Origin of the sequence: Actinomyces dentalis DSM 19115, from assembly GCF_000429225.1 — a bacterium.
Classification (GTDB): domain Bacteria; phylum Actinomycetota; class Actinomycetes; order Actinomycetales; family Actinomycetaceae; genus Actinomyces; species Actinomyces dentalis.
This window is the reverse complement of the sequence record NZ_AUBL01000033.1, coordinates 18,193-34,936: the sequence shown is the minus strand read 5'-3', so window position 1 is coordinate 34,936 and position 16,744 is coordinate 18,193. Positions and strand designations below refer to the sequence as shown.

The window sequence follows — 16,744 nt, the reverse complement described above, 5'->3', positions numbered from 1 at the left end:
GCCGGGGCGGGGGAGGCGGCGGCGCACCGGGCGGAGGGGGCGCCGCTGCGCCGGGCGGGGGCGGTGGCGCACCGGGCGGAGGCGGGGGCGGTGGCGCCGGGCGGGGGGCAGGGCGGCGTCGGGGCGCGCGGAGGAGGGGCATGGCGGCTCAGGAGCGGGTGGAGGGGACGGGGGCGTCGGCCAGGGCGCGGGTGATGACGTCCGCGGCGGTGGCGCCGGTGAACTCGGCGTCGGGGTCCATGACCAGGCGGTGGGCCCAGACCACCTCCGCCAGGTCCTGAACGTCGGCCGGGAGCACGTAGGGGCGCCCCTGCGCGGCCGCCCACACCCGCACCGCCCGGGTCATGGCGATGGCGCCGCGGGTGGACACCCCCAGGCGCGTGTCGGACGACTCGCGGGTGGCGCGGGCCAGGGCGCCGATGTAGGACAGGACGGCGCGCTCGACGTGGTTGGTGGCGGCGAGGTCGGCCATGGAGGCCACCGCGGTGGAGGCGATGACGGCGGACAGGCTCTTGGACCGGTCCGGGCAGGCCGAGCCCTCCAGGACGTCGACGAGGATCTCGTCCTCGGGGTAGCCCACGGATGTCTTCATGAGGAAGCGGTCGAGCTGGGCCTCGGGCAGCCGGTAGGTGCCGGCCTGCTCCACCGGGTTCTGGGTGGCGATGACCATGAAGGGGCGTCCGGCCTCGTGGCGCACGCCGTCGACGGTCACCTTGGACTCCTCCATGACCTCCAGCAGGGCCGACTGGGTCTTGGGGCTGGCCCGGTTGATCTCATCGGCCAGGACGATCGAGGCGAAGACGGGTCCGGGGTGGAACTCCCACGACCCGCTCTTCTGATCGAACACGGTCACCCCGGTGATGTCGCTGGGCAGCAGGTCCGGGGTGAACTGGATGCGCGAATGCGTGCCCTGCACACTGGCCGCCAGCGCCCGGGCCAGCGCCGTCTTGCCCGTGCCCGGCGCGTCCTCCAGCAGCAGATGCCCCTCGGCCAGCATGGCCGTCAGCGCCAGCCGGATGACCTCCTCCTTGCCCAGCAGGGCCAGGCCGACGTTCTCGACAATCTTGGAGAAGGTGTCGGCGAACCAGGTCGCATTCTCCTGGGTCATGGGCATGGCATGGGCCTTTCTCGGGACAGGTTCGTGGAGCGGGATCGGTCAGTACTGGCTGCAGGTCATCGGTTCGAGTATTCCGTCCCAGTTGCTGTAGTGATCGAGCGCACCAATAGGCACATCCCTGCCATTCCAGTTCCACTTATCGGGCACGCCGCTCCAGTTCCCCGCCCCGTCCACGGTGAAGCGCCCCTCGACCGGTTTCGCGTTGAAGTCGCCCCGGCACTGGACATTGGCGTTGGGCGGCCAGCCGGTCAGCGTGAAGGCCGGGCGGTAGGCGGTCTGCCCCGCGCACGATCCGATCGTGCACGTGAATGCGGAATCCGAGCGCGAGGTCGCGTGCCTGCGCTCGTAGCGCACCGTCGTGACCGACACGCAGTTGCCCCCCGCCCCGCGGTCGCCGATCTCCGCGGAGTGCTGGACCGCCTTGGTGCAGACCCCCACGGTCGCCCCCTCGCCGACGTCCCAGGAGCGCTCGCCGTGGTCGGCGACGTCGATGTTCTCCTGGCCGCTCAGGCTGAAGGTCGTGTCGCGGCCGCCCGACGCGCCGCCCTGCCACGTGCACGTCACCCTCGTCCCGTTCGCCCCGCAGCTCACGGTGGGCGCCGTCGGCGGTCCGAAGGGCGCCACGGCTCCGGAGACCATGTCCGAGTAGGCGGTCGTGCCGTCGCCCTTGGAGGCCGCGGAGCGCACGTAGATCGTCGTCTGGCCGTTCGCCCCGAGGTTCTGCGTGCCGGAGGTCGAGGACCACGATATCTGGTCCGTGCTCCACTGGAGGCTCTGGGAGGAGGTCGGCCACCCGTTGCCCTCGACCGTCGACAGCCCGGAGATCGTGAACTCGCCCGAGGCGCCCGTCGCCCGCAGCGACAGGGTTCCGGTGGGCGTCACCGGCTTGCCCAGGACCCACAGGGAGGACGACGCGGCCGGCGAGGTGTGCCCCGAGGGGCCGGCCGAGTCATTGACCGCCGTCACGGAGACCGGGACCATGGAGTTGGAGGTGGCCACCGACTCCATGACCGTCGAGGTCCCCTCGGCGGCGCTCACCCGCTTGGAGGCGCCGCCGACCGTGACCGTGTAGTACTCCACCGCCCGGCCGTTGTCGTCGCCGGGGGTCCAGCTCACGCGCACCGAGTCGCTGCTGCCGGAGGCGCCGCGGTTGGCCTGGCTCACATCGGTGATGGTCACGGCCCCCGGCGCGCCGTAGGGCACCACCGGCGCCGAGGGCGCGGACTGGGACTGCGAACTGCCCTTCGCATTGGCCGCCACGACCGTGGCCGTGTAGGCGCCGCCGTTGGACAGGCCCCTGAAGGTCGCGCTCGTGCCCGTCACCGTCTGCTGCTGGGAGCCGCCCGGGCCCGACAGGTAGACGGTGTAGCCGGTGATGGCGGAGCCCTCGTTGGCGGGGGCGGACCAGGTGAAGGTCGCCTCCCCGTTGCCCGGCGAGCCCGTGGGCTGGGGCACCTGTCCGGGGACGACGTCGATATTCGTCGTCGCCGAGGCGGAGGCCGCCGAGTCCCCCACCCCGTTGGTCGCCACCACGTGGAAGGTGTGGTCCACGCCGTTCGTGCGGCCCTCGAACAGGCAGGTCGTCACCAGCCCGCAGCTCTTGGAGTCGCCCTGGGTCTCATCGACCACGGTGAATCCCGTGACGGGGTCGCCGTTGGCCGGGCCGGCGGTCCACGACACCGACGCCGTCGAGGCGCTGTTGGAGGCGGCGGACACGCCGGTGGGCGGCGCCGGGCGGTCCTTGACGGCGACCTGGACGGTCCCCTCGACCTCCCGGGAGGCGTCGTTGGTCTTGTCGCCCAGGCGGAAGGACACGGTGCTCGTGCCGCTGACGCCCGCCGGCGGGGTGATGGTCAGGGTCGTCCCCGACACGCTCACCGAGGAGGAGTCGGAGGCCGACGGCGCGCCCACCACGTGCAGCGGCTCGTCCGGGAAGGGGTTGGTGGCGTAGGAGGCCAGGTCCACGCTCACCGCCCGCCCGGCGCCGGTCGACACGGAGATGGGCGCGACCTGGATGCGCTCGCGCGTGGAGGTCACGACCCTCACCGCCACCGCGGCCGTGGCGGTGGCGCCGGAGGGGTCGGTCACCGTGACCTCCACCTGGCCGGCCGCCCCCGACGCCGTGCCCGCCTGCGCCGACACGGACAGGCGCGAGCCGCTCACGGAGGCCGAGACCCCCGTCAGGCTCGGGGCGGCCGAGTAGGTCATGGCGGAGGGGTCGTCGCCGTCGGGGTCGCTCACCCACCGGGCCAGGTCCACGTCCACGGCCTTCTCGCCGGCGGCCACCTCGATCTCCGTGGGGGTCAGGGTCGGCGGCCGGTTCGCGCCGGGCAGCACGGTGATCGGCAGGGTCAGGGTCGCCACGCGGCCCTCGGAGTCGTTCAGGTCCGTCCCGTCGGTCACCTCGAAGGTCACCGAGCTGGGGCCGGAGTAGTCGGCCGCGGCCCCGAAGGTGAGCGTCGTCGGGTCGTGCACCAGCGCCGACCCGTCCCAGCCCAGAGAGGCCGAGGCCCTGGCGGCGTCAGTGATCTGGACGGTGCGCCCGGGGCGGGTGCGCACGTAGTCGTTGATGGGGATGGTCAGGGTCTGGCCGGCCCTGACCTGCAGGGAGCCGGCCGCGCTCGGGTCGACCTCGGGCTCGGCGAGCACGGATCCGGGCACGCGCACCACCGCGGAGGAGGTCAGGCCGTCGGGGTCGGTCAGCGTGTACAGGACGTAGCGGGGCGACTCGGAGACGTCGACGGTCAGCTCGCCGTCGTCGCCGACCCTCACCCCGGGGTCCTGGCTCGTCACGGTGTCGGAGTCGACGTCGCCGTCGGGGTCGGAGTCGTTGTCCAGGACGTCGACGCTCGCGCTCGAGTGGTCCAGGGCCTCGGCGGCGGGCACGGCGTCGTCGCGGGCGATGGGCGCCTGCAGCGGCGCCGCGGCGGAGACGACCACCGTGGCCAGGCCGGTGACGGGGTCGGAGCGCGAGTCGCTCACCCCGTACTCGACGGTGTAGGTGCCCTCGGTCTCGGGGGTGCGCAGCCGGATCCTGGAGCCTTTGGACTCCACCTCGATGGCGGGGTCGACGGCGCCCACCATGTCGGCGACGAGGTCGAGGTCGTCGCCGTCGGGGTCGACGTCGTTGTCCAGCACGGGGATGGACACGAGCGTGCCCGGGCGGATGTTGACCTGGTCGGGCACGGCCACGGGCCGCTGGTTCGAGGTCGCGGCGGGGGCCACGCCCACCCGCACCGTCGCCGTGGCCGTCTTGCCCAGGCGGTCGCGGACCGTGTAGGTGAAGACGTCGGTGCCCGAGGCGGTGGCGCCGGCCGTGTAGGTCAGCGCGCTCGGGCCCGTCTCGACGGTGCCCAGGCGGGGGGAGGAGCCCGGGCCGACGAGGGTCACCGAGTCGCCCTCCGCGTCGATGCCGTCCAGCGGCACCGCGATCGTCGTCTTCTGCCCCGCCACCGTCCAGCCGGTCAGGTCCTGGGGGTGCGGGGCCGTGTTCGTGGTCTCGTCCAGGGCGACGACGTTGACCGCCACGCTCGCCGAGGCGACGTTCCCGGCGGCGTCGTGCACCGTGTAGACCAGGGTGCCGGAGCCGGGCCGGTCGCCGGCGCGCACGCGCACGACGTCGTCGGAGACGAAGGGCGTGGCGGTGGCGGGGTCCATCTCGTGCTGGAGGCGGTCGTCCACCGTCATGCTCAGCCCGGCCGGGGAGCGGTCGTTGCCCAGGACGCGCACGCCGCCGACGTCGCCGGCGCGCACGACGAGCGTGTCGTCGGCGAGCACCGGCGGGTCGGAGGTGGAGGTGGCGGGCGCCGGGATGACGGTGACGCGCCCCTCGGCGGTGCCGGTCGCATTGGCCACCGTGTAGGTGATCTCCTCCGTCGCCGTCAGGCCGCCGGGCGCGGTGATGCGCAGGATGTGGTGCTCGAGCAGGGCGACGACGAGCGGCGACCCCTCGCCCGTGCGCACCGACTGGACCACCAGGACCCCGCCGCCGGGGTCGTCGTCGTTGTCCAGGACGTTGACGAGGGCCTCCCCGCCGGCCGGTAGGGTGGCGACGTCGTCCTGGGCGACCGGCGGGCTCGTGGAGTCCGCGGCGATGACGTCGACCCGGATGACGCCGGTGACCGAGGCGGGTCCGTCGGTGAGCGTGTACTCCAGGTAGGAGGTGCCGGCGGTCCGGCCGGTCACGGAGACCACCGACGAGCCGGGGTCGAGCTCGGCGCCGATGCCGGAGGGGACCTCGCCGATGGCGGACACGCGCAGCGAGTCCCCGTTGGCGTCGGTGTCGTTGACGCGCGGGTCGAGCTGGACGGTCTGCCCCTCCGGGACGACGACGTGGTCGCCGCCCGCCACCGGCGCGATGTTCTCCGCCCCGCGCACGTCCACGCGCAGGACCCCCTCGGTGGACTCCCGGCCGTCGGAGTAGGTGACGGCCAGCTCCTGGACCCCGGCGCCCTGGCCGAGGTCCTGGACGGCGATCGTGCCGTCGGCGCGCCAGGTGACGTCGAGCCCGGCGGGGAAGGCCACCGACTCCAGGTAGACCGAGTCGCCGTCGGGGTCGTGCCAGTCGCCGGAGACGTTGAGGGTGGAGCGGGCGCCCTGGCCGAGGATGAGGGTCGAGGTGCGCAGCTGCTCGGGGCCGGCGTTGGTCTCCCACGGGTGCACGGTGAGCGTGACGCCGGCCGTGTCCGTGGCGGTGCCGTCGTCGAGCTCGTAGGTGAAGGTGGACGAGCCGGCGGCGCCGTCGCGGATCCTGACCTGGAGGGCGGCGCCGTCGCCGACCGCCACGACCTCGCCCAGGTCGGGCTGCGAGGTCGGGGAGGCCACGAGGACGTCCCCGTCCGGATCGGTGTCGTTGGCGATGACGGGCAGCGAGGCGGAGCGGCCGGGGCGCACCCCGAAGGAGTCGTCGACGGCGTCGGGCGGGGTGTTGTTCTCGGAGCGCTCGGCCTGGGTCTCGTCGGCGTTCCTGGTGGTGTCGTCCTCCTCCGTCTCCTCCTTCTCCAGATCGGAGTTGATCTGGTCCCAGTTGTCCACCTGGACCATGTCCTCGTCGGGCAGCCACAGGCCGCCGTCCTCCGGGTTGTTGAGGACGATGACCTTGCGGTTGATGCGGAACACGGCCCTGGAGGCGGAGTCGAGGGCCGGGAAGTCCTCGTTGACGTCCCGGGAGGCGTCGGCGCAGTCGATGAGGTAGCCGCCGGCGCCGCTCCACGCCGCGTAGGCGCAGCCGGCGTGCTGGGCGGGCCGGGACGGGGCCCCGCCGGGGGTCTTCTTCGCCACTTCGGTCACCTGCCCGCGCAGGCTCACGCGCAGCAGGGCGTCGGCGGAGGCGACCAGGACCTCGTCGGCCTCGGGCCCGGGGACCTGGAGGTTCAGCTGCCGGCCGCTCAGGGCGACGGGGGAGCCGTCGGGGAGCACGAGGGTGCCGGAGGCCCGGTCGAGGACGACCGTCTTGTCCCCGACCGCCGAGACCTGCAGGTCGGGGGCGTCGCCGAGCGCGGGCAGCTCGGTGGTGACGGCGTCGTCCATGCTGCCGGCGCGCGTCACGGTGGTCATGCGCCCGGTGGCGGCCGAGGCGACGTGGACCGAGCCGTCGGTGCCCATGGCCAGGACCGCGCCCTTCTCGTCCCGGAGGACGGGCCTGGTGGTCTGGGCGGAGAAGGCGCCGTAGTCCTCGGCCGCCATGGCCCACACGCTGCCGGCCTCGGGGTCGACCACGCCCACGCGGTCGCCGCCCAGCTCCATGGCGGAGGCCGCGCTGAGGGGGGTGAGCATGGAGTACTGCGCGACGTCGATCCGCGTGTAGGTGTCGGAGGGGGTGTCGGAGACGAAGACCGTCCCGGCGCTCTGGTCGACGTCGAACTGGGCGCTGCCGGCGCGGATGTAGCCGTCGAGGGTCTGGGCGGGGTAGTTGAGGTGGGCGATGATGTGGAGGTTCTCGTTGGTGACCCAGACCCCGCCGTCGTTGAGGTCGACCTCCTGCGTCACCACGCCCGGGTGGATGAGCGCCAGCACCATGGCGGTCACCGAGAGCAGCCCGGCGAGACCGCTGACGGCGGTACGCATGGAGAACAGGCGCACGGGCAGCTCCTGACGAGGGTCCAACCGGTGCGGGGACACCGTGATGGTCGAGATGCGGGTCGTCTCCTGGGTTGGAGACGCAGTCATGATCGCAGCCGCCCGACGATTCGGCAACAATCGTCCCTGTCTCACAATTGAGACAAGAACCTCCGTCAAGGCCCGGAAAACCCCGGTATTGCGCCGTTACCCGGTCCAGGTCACAGTTTCGCAACCCTTCGGCCGCGCCCCGGGGCCCGGCCGCCCGCGGGGCCGCCATCGCGGCAGTGGCGGCCTCAACCTCGGTGCCCCGCGTCCTTCACGGCGCGCACGTCGTGCTCGGGATCGGCCGCGCCCACGCCGTCGCCGTCCAGATCCATCTCCTCGAGGACCTCGGGCTCGATCTCGTCCGGCGCGCGCACCGGGGTGTCGCCGGCCGACAGGAAGATGCTCACCCAGCGCGAGCGCGGGTCGGAGTCGATGAGCAGGGCCTTGACGAACAGGGTGAGCGGGATGGCGAGGATGGTGCCCAGGGCGCCGATGACCTCGGCCCAGAACAGGAGGGACAGGAAGGTCGTCGTCGTGTTCAGCCCCACGGCGTCCCCCGTGAACTTGGGCTGGATGAGGGTCTGGATGACGAAGTTGAGGGCCGCGTAGGCGACGACGACCCACAGCGCGGTCCACGGCCCGCTGTCCACCAGGGCCAGCAGGGCCGGCGGGATGAGGCCGATGAAGAAGCCGATATTGGGGATGTAGTTCGTGATGAAGGACAGCACCCCCCAGGTCACCGCCATCGGCACCCCCAGGATCCCCAGCGCGACGACGTCCAGGACCGCGACGATGAGGCCGAAGATGGTGGAGACCAGCCAGTAGGAGCGCACCGCCCTGGCGAAGCCCGCCAGCGCCGCGGCGATCTCCGGCTTGAGGGCCGTCAGGGCCCGGGCGCGCAGCTCGATGCGGGACATGTCGAACATGAGGAAGACGACGGTCAGCGCCATGATCATGAGGACCGACCCGAAGGAGGTCACCTGGGAGAGCATCCCCTGGGCCAGCATCACGATCCTGGAGGTGTCGAGCATCCTGGAGACCTGGCTCATGAGCGTGGACTGGTCGACCCCGAAGCGGCCCAGCAGCGTCTGGAGCTGCGTCCAGATGGCCTCGAATTTCCCGCTGTAGTCCGGGAGGGTCTCGACGAGCTGGGCGATGGCCACGCCCAGGGCCACGAACAGGCCGATGATGAAGGCGTAGATGAGGATGATGGCCCCGACGGCGGAGACGGGCCGGGGCACGTGGTGGCGCGAGGCCAGGGCCACGATCGGGCGCACGGTGATGACGAGCGTGAGGGCGAAGAAGGCGGGGGCCAGAAGATCGTGCAGCATGTAGATGCCCGCGCAGCCGATGACGATCGCCGCCACCGTCAGGGTGATCGTCTCACCCTGGGTCCGCTGACGGTCGGGCCTGTGGACGGGGGTTTCGCTCATGCGCCCATCCTGTCACGGGCCGGCCGGGCGCCGCGCGCCGCCCCTCCCGGCGAGGGCGGGGGGCGCGCGGCGCCCGGGTGGAGGATGCTCTCCGACGGCGCCGGTCGCCGCGGGGGCGCGCACGACTCTACCAACACACCCCTATAAGTAGACCGCCGTAATTGAAGCACGGAGACCGCCGTGCCGGCAACTGATGCGCGACCAGGGCGGCCCGGTGCTCGGCGACGGGCGGCGACGCCGGGGCGGGCATCAGACACAGGAGCAGGGCGCCGCACAGGAGCAGCGCCGATGAGCGGGGCGGGAGGATCATGATTCTCCTTCGATGAGGTTCCAACCACTGACAATTATGCACCGCGCCGGGTAGAAGGGGTATCCAACGAAAGTATAGAATCGCCTACGTCCTCCGAGGGGCGAGATGAGGCGCCTCAGGGCACTTCTGGGACGGACTGTTCGGCCGTCCGCTCCTGAAGCGGTATGGTGAAAATCGATATCCACCTGTTGTCCTTCCGTCTTGACATGAAGGATCCGCCCAGCAATTCGATCCGACGGCGCACGCCCTTCAGCCCCATTCCCGAACTGAGCGCCGTATCCGCCGCCGGGGGGTCGTCATCGATCGAGTTGGTGATCAGGCATCGGAGCACGGCGGCATCGATCTCCAGGAAAACCGTAACATCCCCCGGGACGGAGACGTACTTGACCGCATTGACGATGAGCTCTTCGAAGACCCTGACGGCCTGCTGGCGCGTCCCCGCAATAATATCCTCCCCCGCAAGAATATCTATACCCTCCACCTGAATCCGACCCCCTCGCTCCTCGAGTGAGCGGCGGGCCTCTTCGACAACCTCCTGAACCGGTCGCGGCTCGGAAATACGGAGGGGAATCCCCTCATCGCCATTGGATTCGCCGATCATGATCAGAGCCCTTCGCAGTTGTCCAACCGATCTGCGCACCTGGGTGATAATAGCGTCGAGCTCGTGAACCGAAACCCCGTCGTCCGAGTGAGCGGTCTTCGCGTACTGAGCGGCCATGACCGCATGGGTGAGGTCCCGCACCACGGTGTCGTGAAGCTCCGAAGTGATGAGACGGCGCTGACGCTCGAAGTTCTGCTCGCGTTGCCGCAGAAGGGAATCCGTCTGCTCACGATGGTAACGGATCGCTTCGCCGAGCACCATACAGGGCGATCCCACTAATACGGGCCAAGTCAAAGCAACGATCCAGGTGGAATCATATAATCCGAGCAGCAGCACTGCGCAGGAGAATGAGTACACCACATAACGGGGCAGGCCGCGAGTCAGGAGAATCGCTACCACACCCCAGCAGGCGGACGGAGCGATCGCACCCACATCATACGGAACGAGTTGCGCACCCCACGTGACAATGAAACTCGCGATCGCACCGGCAATCGGCAGGAAGGAGGTGAGGGGAAGGCACACCAGGGCGAGTGCGGTCGCAATGACCGCGGGCGCCTCCCGCGGAGTCGACGTGCTGGTGAATGAGATGAAGCCCAGGAACAGGGCGACGCCGACGTGCAGCAGGTGCGTGCGACGAGTCGGCACCCATGTCTTGAAGGTGCTGGCGCGGGAAGCGACGTGGAAACGGTTGAGGAGGTTGAGGAACATGACAGCGGCTCTCGCTGAAGCGGCAGGGCGAAGTGACGTAGCGTCAGTGGGGGCGACTCCAGCCTCGGGCCCAGGGCGGCCCCGCCCTCGCGGACCGACTGAGCGCCCCGGCGGTCAGTAGGGTACCCCACTCCACGCGGAACGGTGAAGGTGGACCAAAGTCCCAGCCGCCGCCGAGGCGCACGGTCCCAACCGGGCCGAGATCAGATGACCACTCCATCGTCCCAGTGTCCCCGCGCAACCGGACTCGCTAGGATTGCTCCTATGCCTCTCGATACCGACCTCCCCCCTGACGGAGCGGATGAGCGCCCTATTCGCGTGTCCATCGTCGACGATGACCCATTCGCCTTGCGCATGCTGAGATCCTACCTGGATTCTTCACCGCGGATCGAGGTGCTCAGCACATTCACATCGGCTTCGGATGTGCTTCCGTTCCTCAGACGAATGCGGCACGACGTACTGATTACAGATATGCGCATGCCCGGCATTAACGGACTCGAGCTTCTCACCCGGGTGAAGAAGGAATCGCCTGACGTCGCCGTGATCGTACTGACCTCATTCGATGACGACTCCACAATGCTGAACGCCCTCGCGCAGCACGCCAGCGGCTTCCTCCTCAAGGACGCCTCACCCGACGAAGTGGTTCGTGCCGTCATCGCCGCTCACAGGGGTGGAACCACGATCTCACCGGTCTCCGCCTCGCGTCTGATCTCCCAGCACCTGCGTCCGCCGCGGAGCGGCGCCGGATCAGACCTGACCGAGACGGAGGAGAAAGTCCTGAACCTGCTGTGCGACGGCCTGTCCAATGCTGATATAGCTGCATCCCTCACCGTCTCGGAATCCACGGTCAAAGTCCACGTGTCGCACCTTCTGAAGAAGTACGGAGCATCCTCCCGCCTCGAACTCGTCGTCATGGTCTATAAGCAAGGGGGACCCTCCTGACCCTAGCGCCTGCCAGGGGCGCGTCCTCCTCATCGAGACGTGCACTTCGCTCTCGATCGGCCAGTTCTGACCATTGTCTTCGATTGCGAAGTGCACGTCTCGATGAGGAGGAGAAGGGGGCGGCCCCGCACCGATGCAGCATGCGGAGCCGAACCCGAGCACCGAGTCTTCCTCATCAGGGTTCATGCTGGAGTGCGATGATGATGAGGGCCGCGGGGCGGAAGGGGAAGATGCGCGCCAGCCGCCTTTCCGAGTCGCCGGACCACGCTGCCCACAGGTCCGCCCGCACCCGCGTCTACTACGCCCTTTTTACTCTGCTACGCCTCTTGACCCTCCACTGCACGAGAAAAAGGAGCGTAGCGGAGGTTGAAAGAGCGCATCAGACGGAAAAGGCGCAGTAGACGACCCGACACGGTCCCCCGCGGATCCGGGGGACTTCCTGGCAGAAAGGCTCACCGCCGACCGGAATCAGTAGCAGCGGCAAACAATCCTCCAGGCGCAGTAGCCGCCGGAATAACCTCGGTAACGGCAGTTCTTGTTCTCAGACGGATTGAGTCTGGGAGGCGGAGACGGCGTCGATGATCCCGATGGCTCGGCGCCGCCCGCGTTCGGCCCGCTTGAGGCCGGTCCTCTCGCCGATCAGGACGACGAGGGGATGATGCGGGCGGCGCGGCGGGTGAGCCGTGGGACCGCGTTGAAAAGATGATGGGGCCTGATGACCTTTATTGTAGTGACGGATCCGAATCAGAGGGAATACGACGGAAGATGACGCTTCGGCTCTCTTCTACGACGGAAGAACAACATCCACACCCACTTCCGTTCATCCATCAGTGCGGGCACGGGCTGACGAGTCGGAGCAGGAGCAGCAGATTTCAGGGCGTCATAGTCACATCCGTAACCGGCCCGGCCCCGCCAGGGCATACGACGGACGGATCGGCATCATCCGCGCGGGAGCCTGAGCGCCCCGTGACCGTACCAGGTGTTCGTCCCCGTCGACGTCGTCGCACAGGGGAGTTTCGCGTTCTCAGCGGGGCACTGGACGGGGGACGCGAGTGCCGTCAGCTCCTGCCCCACCCGACTGGGGGGCACGCCCCGGGCCAGAAGGATCGTGGCGGCGGCCGCCACCTGCGGGGCCGCGTACGACGTCCCGCTCTCGTACCAGTAGTACCGGCACAGATCGACGCCCTCGGAGCAGTCCGACTGGATTCCGGGGGCCAGGGGGGTCCCGTCATCGGCAAGCATCCCGAAATCTCGAAGGAGCTCTGCGGGGACTGTTGTGAGTATTGCGGAATCGAGGCCGTGGGGAGCATTGCCCTGGTCGTACCAGACGGGCTCGCCGCCGGGGGCCGCGATGTCAATGGCGGTTCCGACGTTCGAGTAGTCGGCGCGGACGCCGGACGCGTCCAGCGACCCGACCGTGATGACGTGCTCCGACTGCGCCGGCAGAGTGACGCAGCTGCCGTCGACGCTCCGCCCACTGCTTCTCGCGTGGCCCGCGCTGTAACCGTCCGTCGTGCCGCCGTCGAGGTCGTAGCTCTCGTTCCCGGCCGCCGCGACCATGACCACGCCCCTGTCGGAGGCGTACTGCAGGGCCGACTCGATCTTCGCGCGATCCTCCCGCTGCCGGGCCCGCTCCTCATCGGTGTCCCCCGGGGCGTTGTCGCAGTAGCGGAACCACGGATCGACCGTGAAGCTCATGACGAGGACGTCCAGGCCGGCGTCGGCGCCGTACCGGATCGCCCGGCTGACCGCGTCGGCGGAGAAGTAGCCGGAGGCGTCGCCGGCCTTCAGGCTGACGAGGTCCGCGCCGGGCGCCGCCCCGCCGATGCCGTGACCGTCGAGCGCCGCCGCGATAATGCCCGCGACCGCGGTGCCGTGACCGAGCAGGTCGCGGCCGGGATCGGTGCAGTACGGGTCCCGGCTGCACCGGTCCTCGACGAACGAGCGGCTGAGGGCGGCGTCGTAGGCGTCATCCAGATCGGGATGGGTGGAGTCGATCCCGGTATCGATGACCCCCACGACCGTTCCCCTCCCGTCCTCCGGCGAGGTGCCGCCCTCCTTCCAGGACAGGTACCACTGCTGGGGCCCGAGGGGGTCCGGGCCCGGGGACGTGTCGGCGGCCGCGGCCGTCGGGGGCGCGAGGAACGTCAGAGCCAGCGCGAGCACGACCGCGACGACCGGGGGAGTCGACCGTCCGCAGGCGGTCCCGGGATCCTCGGGGCCCCAGGTCCTCACCACCGCGCCACCTCCTCGTAGAGCCGGCGCACGGGCGCCGTTGTCAGCAGGACCGAGCCGTTGTGCTCGACCCAGGACAGGAAGCCGGCCTCCTCGCCGTAGGGCGCCCGCTCCCTGCCGACGACCAGGTCGACGCAGTGCCCCCGGCGCCGGGCGGCCAGGACAACGGCGGCGTCCTTCTCCACATCGCCGGTGAGGGCGCCCCCCTCCCTGGCCAGCAGACCGCGCAGCTGAAGCAGCACGGCCTCGACCTGCTCGTCGGACTCCCGGGAGTCCGGTTCCACTCGGCGCGGGATCCACTCATCCATCCCTCCCTCGCGGGAGGACAGGACGGTTCGCACCGATTTCCTGAGGTCGCTGCGCATGGAGCGGTTCATGATCGTGTCCTTAATCTACAGAAGAGGAATCGTTAACTACTTCTCGTCGGATCGCAAATCAATTGCATGTCCGGCACGCGACCGTCGAGCAATTCTGTTACTTCATCGCGAACCTCACCTGTTTCGATTCGAACACAAGCGACTCGAAGGAGTTCAGGTCGACCCTTACTGGAATGGTTTCAGAACCGAAATAGAACAACGGCTCCCCGATCGCGCGCACGGGCCACCCCGCCATACTGATCTTCTTGTACAGGGAGTGATCCAGGCAGGCGACGACAACATCCTTCGTCGAGTCAGGATCAACATGCTCGTATAAGGCGATCATCAGTTCCTGCATCGAGAGGAACCCGCCGCCCGCCACGGAGGCCAGTCTCGCGATCTCAATCAATCTGCTCCCGTCGGCCAGAGGGGCACGATAACCGAAAACCCGTTCAACAGGGAGAAGGACATGCTCCGCGTTTGTCCGAATGATGACACGGGCGGTGCACAGCAGGCGCCCGGAGTCGTCATTCATGGTGGCAATCGTCGACAATGGGGCCAATAGCCTGTCTTCATTCTCAAGCGCTTGCAGGAGGGCGTCAGCATCGTCGACCTTCTTGTACCCGCTGGTGGCGTACCGGTGAGCGACGAACCGCGTCACCTCGTCGACATAGGATGCTTCATGAAGAATAACAGGAGAAAAGGTTGAGATTGACATGACCCGAACTTTCCGGAGAGACACGAATCGGTGAAATTGTTATATTTAATTCATCAAACGTTCATCATCACCTTTTCATCCCACCTCCGCTCCGCGCGAACATCCACTCGTCCTCGAGGTCGCGACGCTCCAGGATCGCCCGCCGTGACTCGAAGGAATGCCCCTCGCCGGGGAAGACCGCCAAGGTGGCGTCCGCGCCGCACAGCACGAGGTTCTCGTAGAGGGTCAGCGACTGCTGCGGCGTCGTGGCGGAGTTCTCATCGGAATCCCCGCACGTGATCAGGAACGGGATCCCCCGATGCGCATGGGCCTGGGGGAGAACGGTCATGGCGCCGTACAGATCGGGGGCGGAGGCCACGGTGCGATTGTCGTGCTCGAATCCCCCCGGCGTGGTGTACCTGTCATACGCCCCGCTCCGCAGCAGCACCCCGGTCGGCGAGGCCGCACGGCGGAGCACGGCCACGGCGGCCAGCGCCGCCCCGAAACTGTGCCCGCCGAGGAAGGGCGCGGCGGACGACTCCGGAAGCTCTTCGGCGATGACATCCAGAGCGGTGTTCCACGCCCGGTGCAACTGCGCGAGGAGTCCCTCGACATCCGCGTGCGACAGCGCCTCGTAATCGATGCCGACCCGCACCACCGGGCGCGAGGTCGCGTGGCACCACTCGACACCGCCGGGGAAGCGGGATCCGAGGTCGACGCCGGCCAACCCGATGAGTTGAATCGGCAGCGTCCGGGAGGAATCGAACCAGACCAGCGGGGCGGCGCCCAGCACCGACTCGGTGAGGACGAGTTCGACGACATGCCCCGAAAGAACCCGGGTGGCGGTGAAGGCGGATCGCCCGGAGACGGGGTCGTCCGCCGTCGGGCACCAGAGGACGCGGTCCTGGGGGCGGGACGCATCGGCGGCGGGGTCGGAATCGGGATCGGGCTCGGGGCCGGGGGGAGCCTCGGCGAGGGGGACCGCCGCGGGACCGGCGGCGGTGATGACCTCGACGCCGCCCGCGCCGCCACCGGGGCGAAGGCTCTCGATGACGCCGTCGGCCTCCCACGAGCCGCCCTCCCACCGCAGGAGGCGCGGCCGCCCGCGCTCCACCCACGCGCCGCTCCGGCCGGGCACGCCCGTGTAGTGATCGACGCCGTCGTCGACGACGGCGATGATCGATCCGTCCTCGACCGCGTAGGAGGTGGTCCTGTCCGCCAGCCGCTCGGTGTACACCGGCGTGGAACGCCCGTCGAGCACCCGGTGGGCGACCGAGCCCCGTGGAAGGTCGCCCACCTTCGAGACCCGCGGGGGGGCCTGCGCACCGGCCGGGGCGAGCAGGTGGTGGGCGACGTGGTCCTCGCGGAGGAAGGCGGCGAGCTCCTCCGGCGTCGCCGCCAGGCCGACGATGAGCGACTCCCCCGCGTCGAGGTGGACGACGGCGCCGGGGGGCAGGCCGGGAACGGGCGCGTCATCGAGCATGAGGGTGCACAGGGCGGAGAAGAAGAGGTCCTCCACCAGGGCCCGCGGCCACGGCTCGGCGTCGTCGCGGCGCAGGGGGACGGTGCGGCGGTGCCCGTGCTCCTGGCGGAGCCACACCGCGCGGTCTCCGAGCGACCACAGGCGAGCGCCTTCAAGAGGATCCGGTCGGAGTCCGAGCAGGGACCGCGTGCTCGTCCCCCACCGCGTCCGGTCAGCACCGGCCGCCCGGCACGAGTCGACGGCGACGCGGCCGTCGTCCTCCACATGGGCGAAGACCCAGCCGCGCGCTCCGCGGGGAACGGGCGGACCGGCGGCGCGATCCGTGAGGAGAACGGGATCCCCGTCCTCGACGACCCCCAGGTATCCGAACGGCACCACGGAGGGGACGATGTCGCCGACGAGGCGGTCATAGGCGACTGCCCGGTACCTGAGCAGGTCCATGCGGGCCCGGGGGAAGGTGCGGTACACGGGTGCCTCGAGCACGGCCCGCGCGCCGCTGCCGGGGTGCACGAACATACGGACATTCATGGCGTTCAGGCCGCTTCGCAGCCGCCGGGGCGAGGGATCCGCCGCCTGGGCCTCCCGGACCGTCCGGAGCTCTTGCGTCATGACGGCCGTCCTTCCGCCCCGGTCAGAGCGGGGGACCGGGGAGGACGCGGCGACCGGAGGAATCGGGAGGAGCGGAGGGAGCGCATGGGCGTGAGCCGGCCGTCCTCCATGCGATAGCTGCGGTTGACGTCGGTCAGGCTGTTGCTGC

Annotated in this window: 9 protein-coding genes; 1 reads left to right on the top strand and 8 read right to left on the bottom strand. The window is 69.7% G+C overall.

The features are described from left to right. Positions 1–148: 148 nt before the first annotated feature. The 4 genes from G446_RS0108545 to G446_RS16895 all read right to left on the bottom strand — a co-directional run bounded on the left by G446_RS0108545 (position 149) and on the right by G446_RS16895 (position 10,274). On the bottom strand, positions 149–1,114 hold the full coding sequence (locus tag G446_RS0108545; RefSeq protein WP_026409839.1) for an AAA family ATPase: 966 nt from the start codon (positions 1,112–1,114) through the stop codon (positions 149–151). A 42-nt stretch (positions 1,115–1,156) separates the two neighbouring features. Continuing rightward, on the bottom strand, positions 1,157–7,285 hold the full coding sequence (locus G446_RS16900; protein WP_156916588.1) for an Ig-like domain-containing protein: 6,129 nt from the start codon (positions 7,283–7,285) through the stop codon (positions 1,157–1,159). 185 nt (positions 7,286–7,470) lie between these two features. Further along, complete coding sequence (locus G446_RS0108535) at positions 7,471–8,655, bottom strand: AI-2E family transporter (RefSeq protein ID WP_026409838.1); 1,185 nt, start codon at positions 8,653–8,655, stop codon at positions 7,471–7,473. 425 nt (positions 8,656–9,080) lie between these two features. Beyond that, positions 9,081–10,274 (bottom strand): sensor histidine kinase, encoded by a 1,194-nt coding sequence (locus tag G446_RS16895; RefSeq protein ID WP_051285810.1) that lies wholly within the window; start codon positions 10,272–10,274, stop codon positions 9,081–9,083. A 318-nt stretch (positions 10,275–10,592) separates the two neighbouring features. On the opposite strand from G446_RS16895, the gene G446_RS0108525 reads away from it, so the two are divergent. Next, positions 10,593–11,216 carry a response regulator gene (locus tag G446_RS0108525; protein ID WP_245574648.1) on the top strand — a complete coding sequence of 208 codons (624 nt, stop codon included), beginning with the start codon at positions 10,593–10,595 and terminating at the stop codon, positions 11,214–11,216. Between the two features lie 939 nt (positions 11,217–12,155). On the opposite strand, the gene G446_RS16890 is transcribed toward G446_RS0108525, so the two are convergent. From G446_RS16890 to G446_RS16885, 4 genes are all read right to left on the bottom strand, one after another. Then, a complete protein-coding gene (locus tag G446_RS16890) occupies positions 12,156–13,454 on the bottom strand; it encodes a S8 family serine peptidase (protein WP_169721278.1) in 1,299 nt (432 codons plus the stop codon). Further along, entirely contained in the window at positions 13,448–13,828 is a 381-nt protein-coding gene (locus G446_RS20320; protein ID WP_026409835.1) for a hypothetical protein, read from the bottom strand. The genes G446_RS16890 and G446_RS20320 overlap by 7 nt, the downstream gene beginning before the upstream one ends. Before the next feature lie 97 nt (positions 13,829–13,925). Then, complete coding sequence (locus tag G446_RS0108505; protein ID WP_156916586.1) at positions 13,926–14,525, bottom strand: hypothetical protein; 600 nt, start codon at positions 14,523–14,525, stop codon at positions 13,926–13,928. Positions 14,526–14,592: 67 nt separating this feature from the next. Continuing rightward, positions 14,593–16,596, bottom strand: coding sequence for a prolyl oligopeptidase family serine peptidase (locus tag G446_RS16885; protein ID WP_084779103.1), 2,004 nt, complete (start codon positions 16,594–16,596; stop codon positions 14,593–14,595). Positions 16,597–16,744 lie beyond the last annotated feature (148 nt).

What these genes read in the sequence shown, in the direction of transcription:
- G446_RS16900 (WP_156916588.1), bottom strand. Translation starts at nt 7,285, where the DNA reads ATGACTGCGTCTCCAACCCAGGAGACGACCCGCATCTCGACCATCACG.
- G446_RS16895 (WP_051285810.1), bottom strand. Translation starts at nt 10,274, where the DNA reads ATGTTCCTCAACCTCCTCAACCGTTTCCACGTCGCTTCCCGCGCCAGC.
- G446_RS20320 (WP_026409835.1), bottom strand. Translation starts at nt 13,828, where the DNA reads ATGAACCGCTCCATGCGCAGCGACCTCAGGAAATCGGTGCGAACCGTC.
- G446_RS0108545 (WP_026409839.1), bottom strand. Translation starts at nt 1,114, where the DNA reads ATGCCCATGACCCAGGAGAATGCGACCTGGTTCGCCGACACCTTCTCC.
- G446_RS16885 (WP_084779103.1), bottom strand. Translation starts at nt 16,596, where the DNA reads ATGACGCAAGAGCTCCGGACGGTCCGGGAGGCCCAGGCGGCGGATCCC.
- G446_RS0108505 (WP_156916586.1), bottom strand. Translation starts at nt 14,525, where the DNA reads ATGTCAATCTCAACCTTTTCTCCTGTTATTCTTCATGAAGCATCCTAT.
- G446_RS0108535 (WP_026409838.1), bottom strand. Translation starts at nt 8,655, where the DNA reads ATGAGCGAAACCCCCGTCCACAGGCCCGACCGTCAGCGGACCCAGGGT.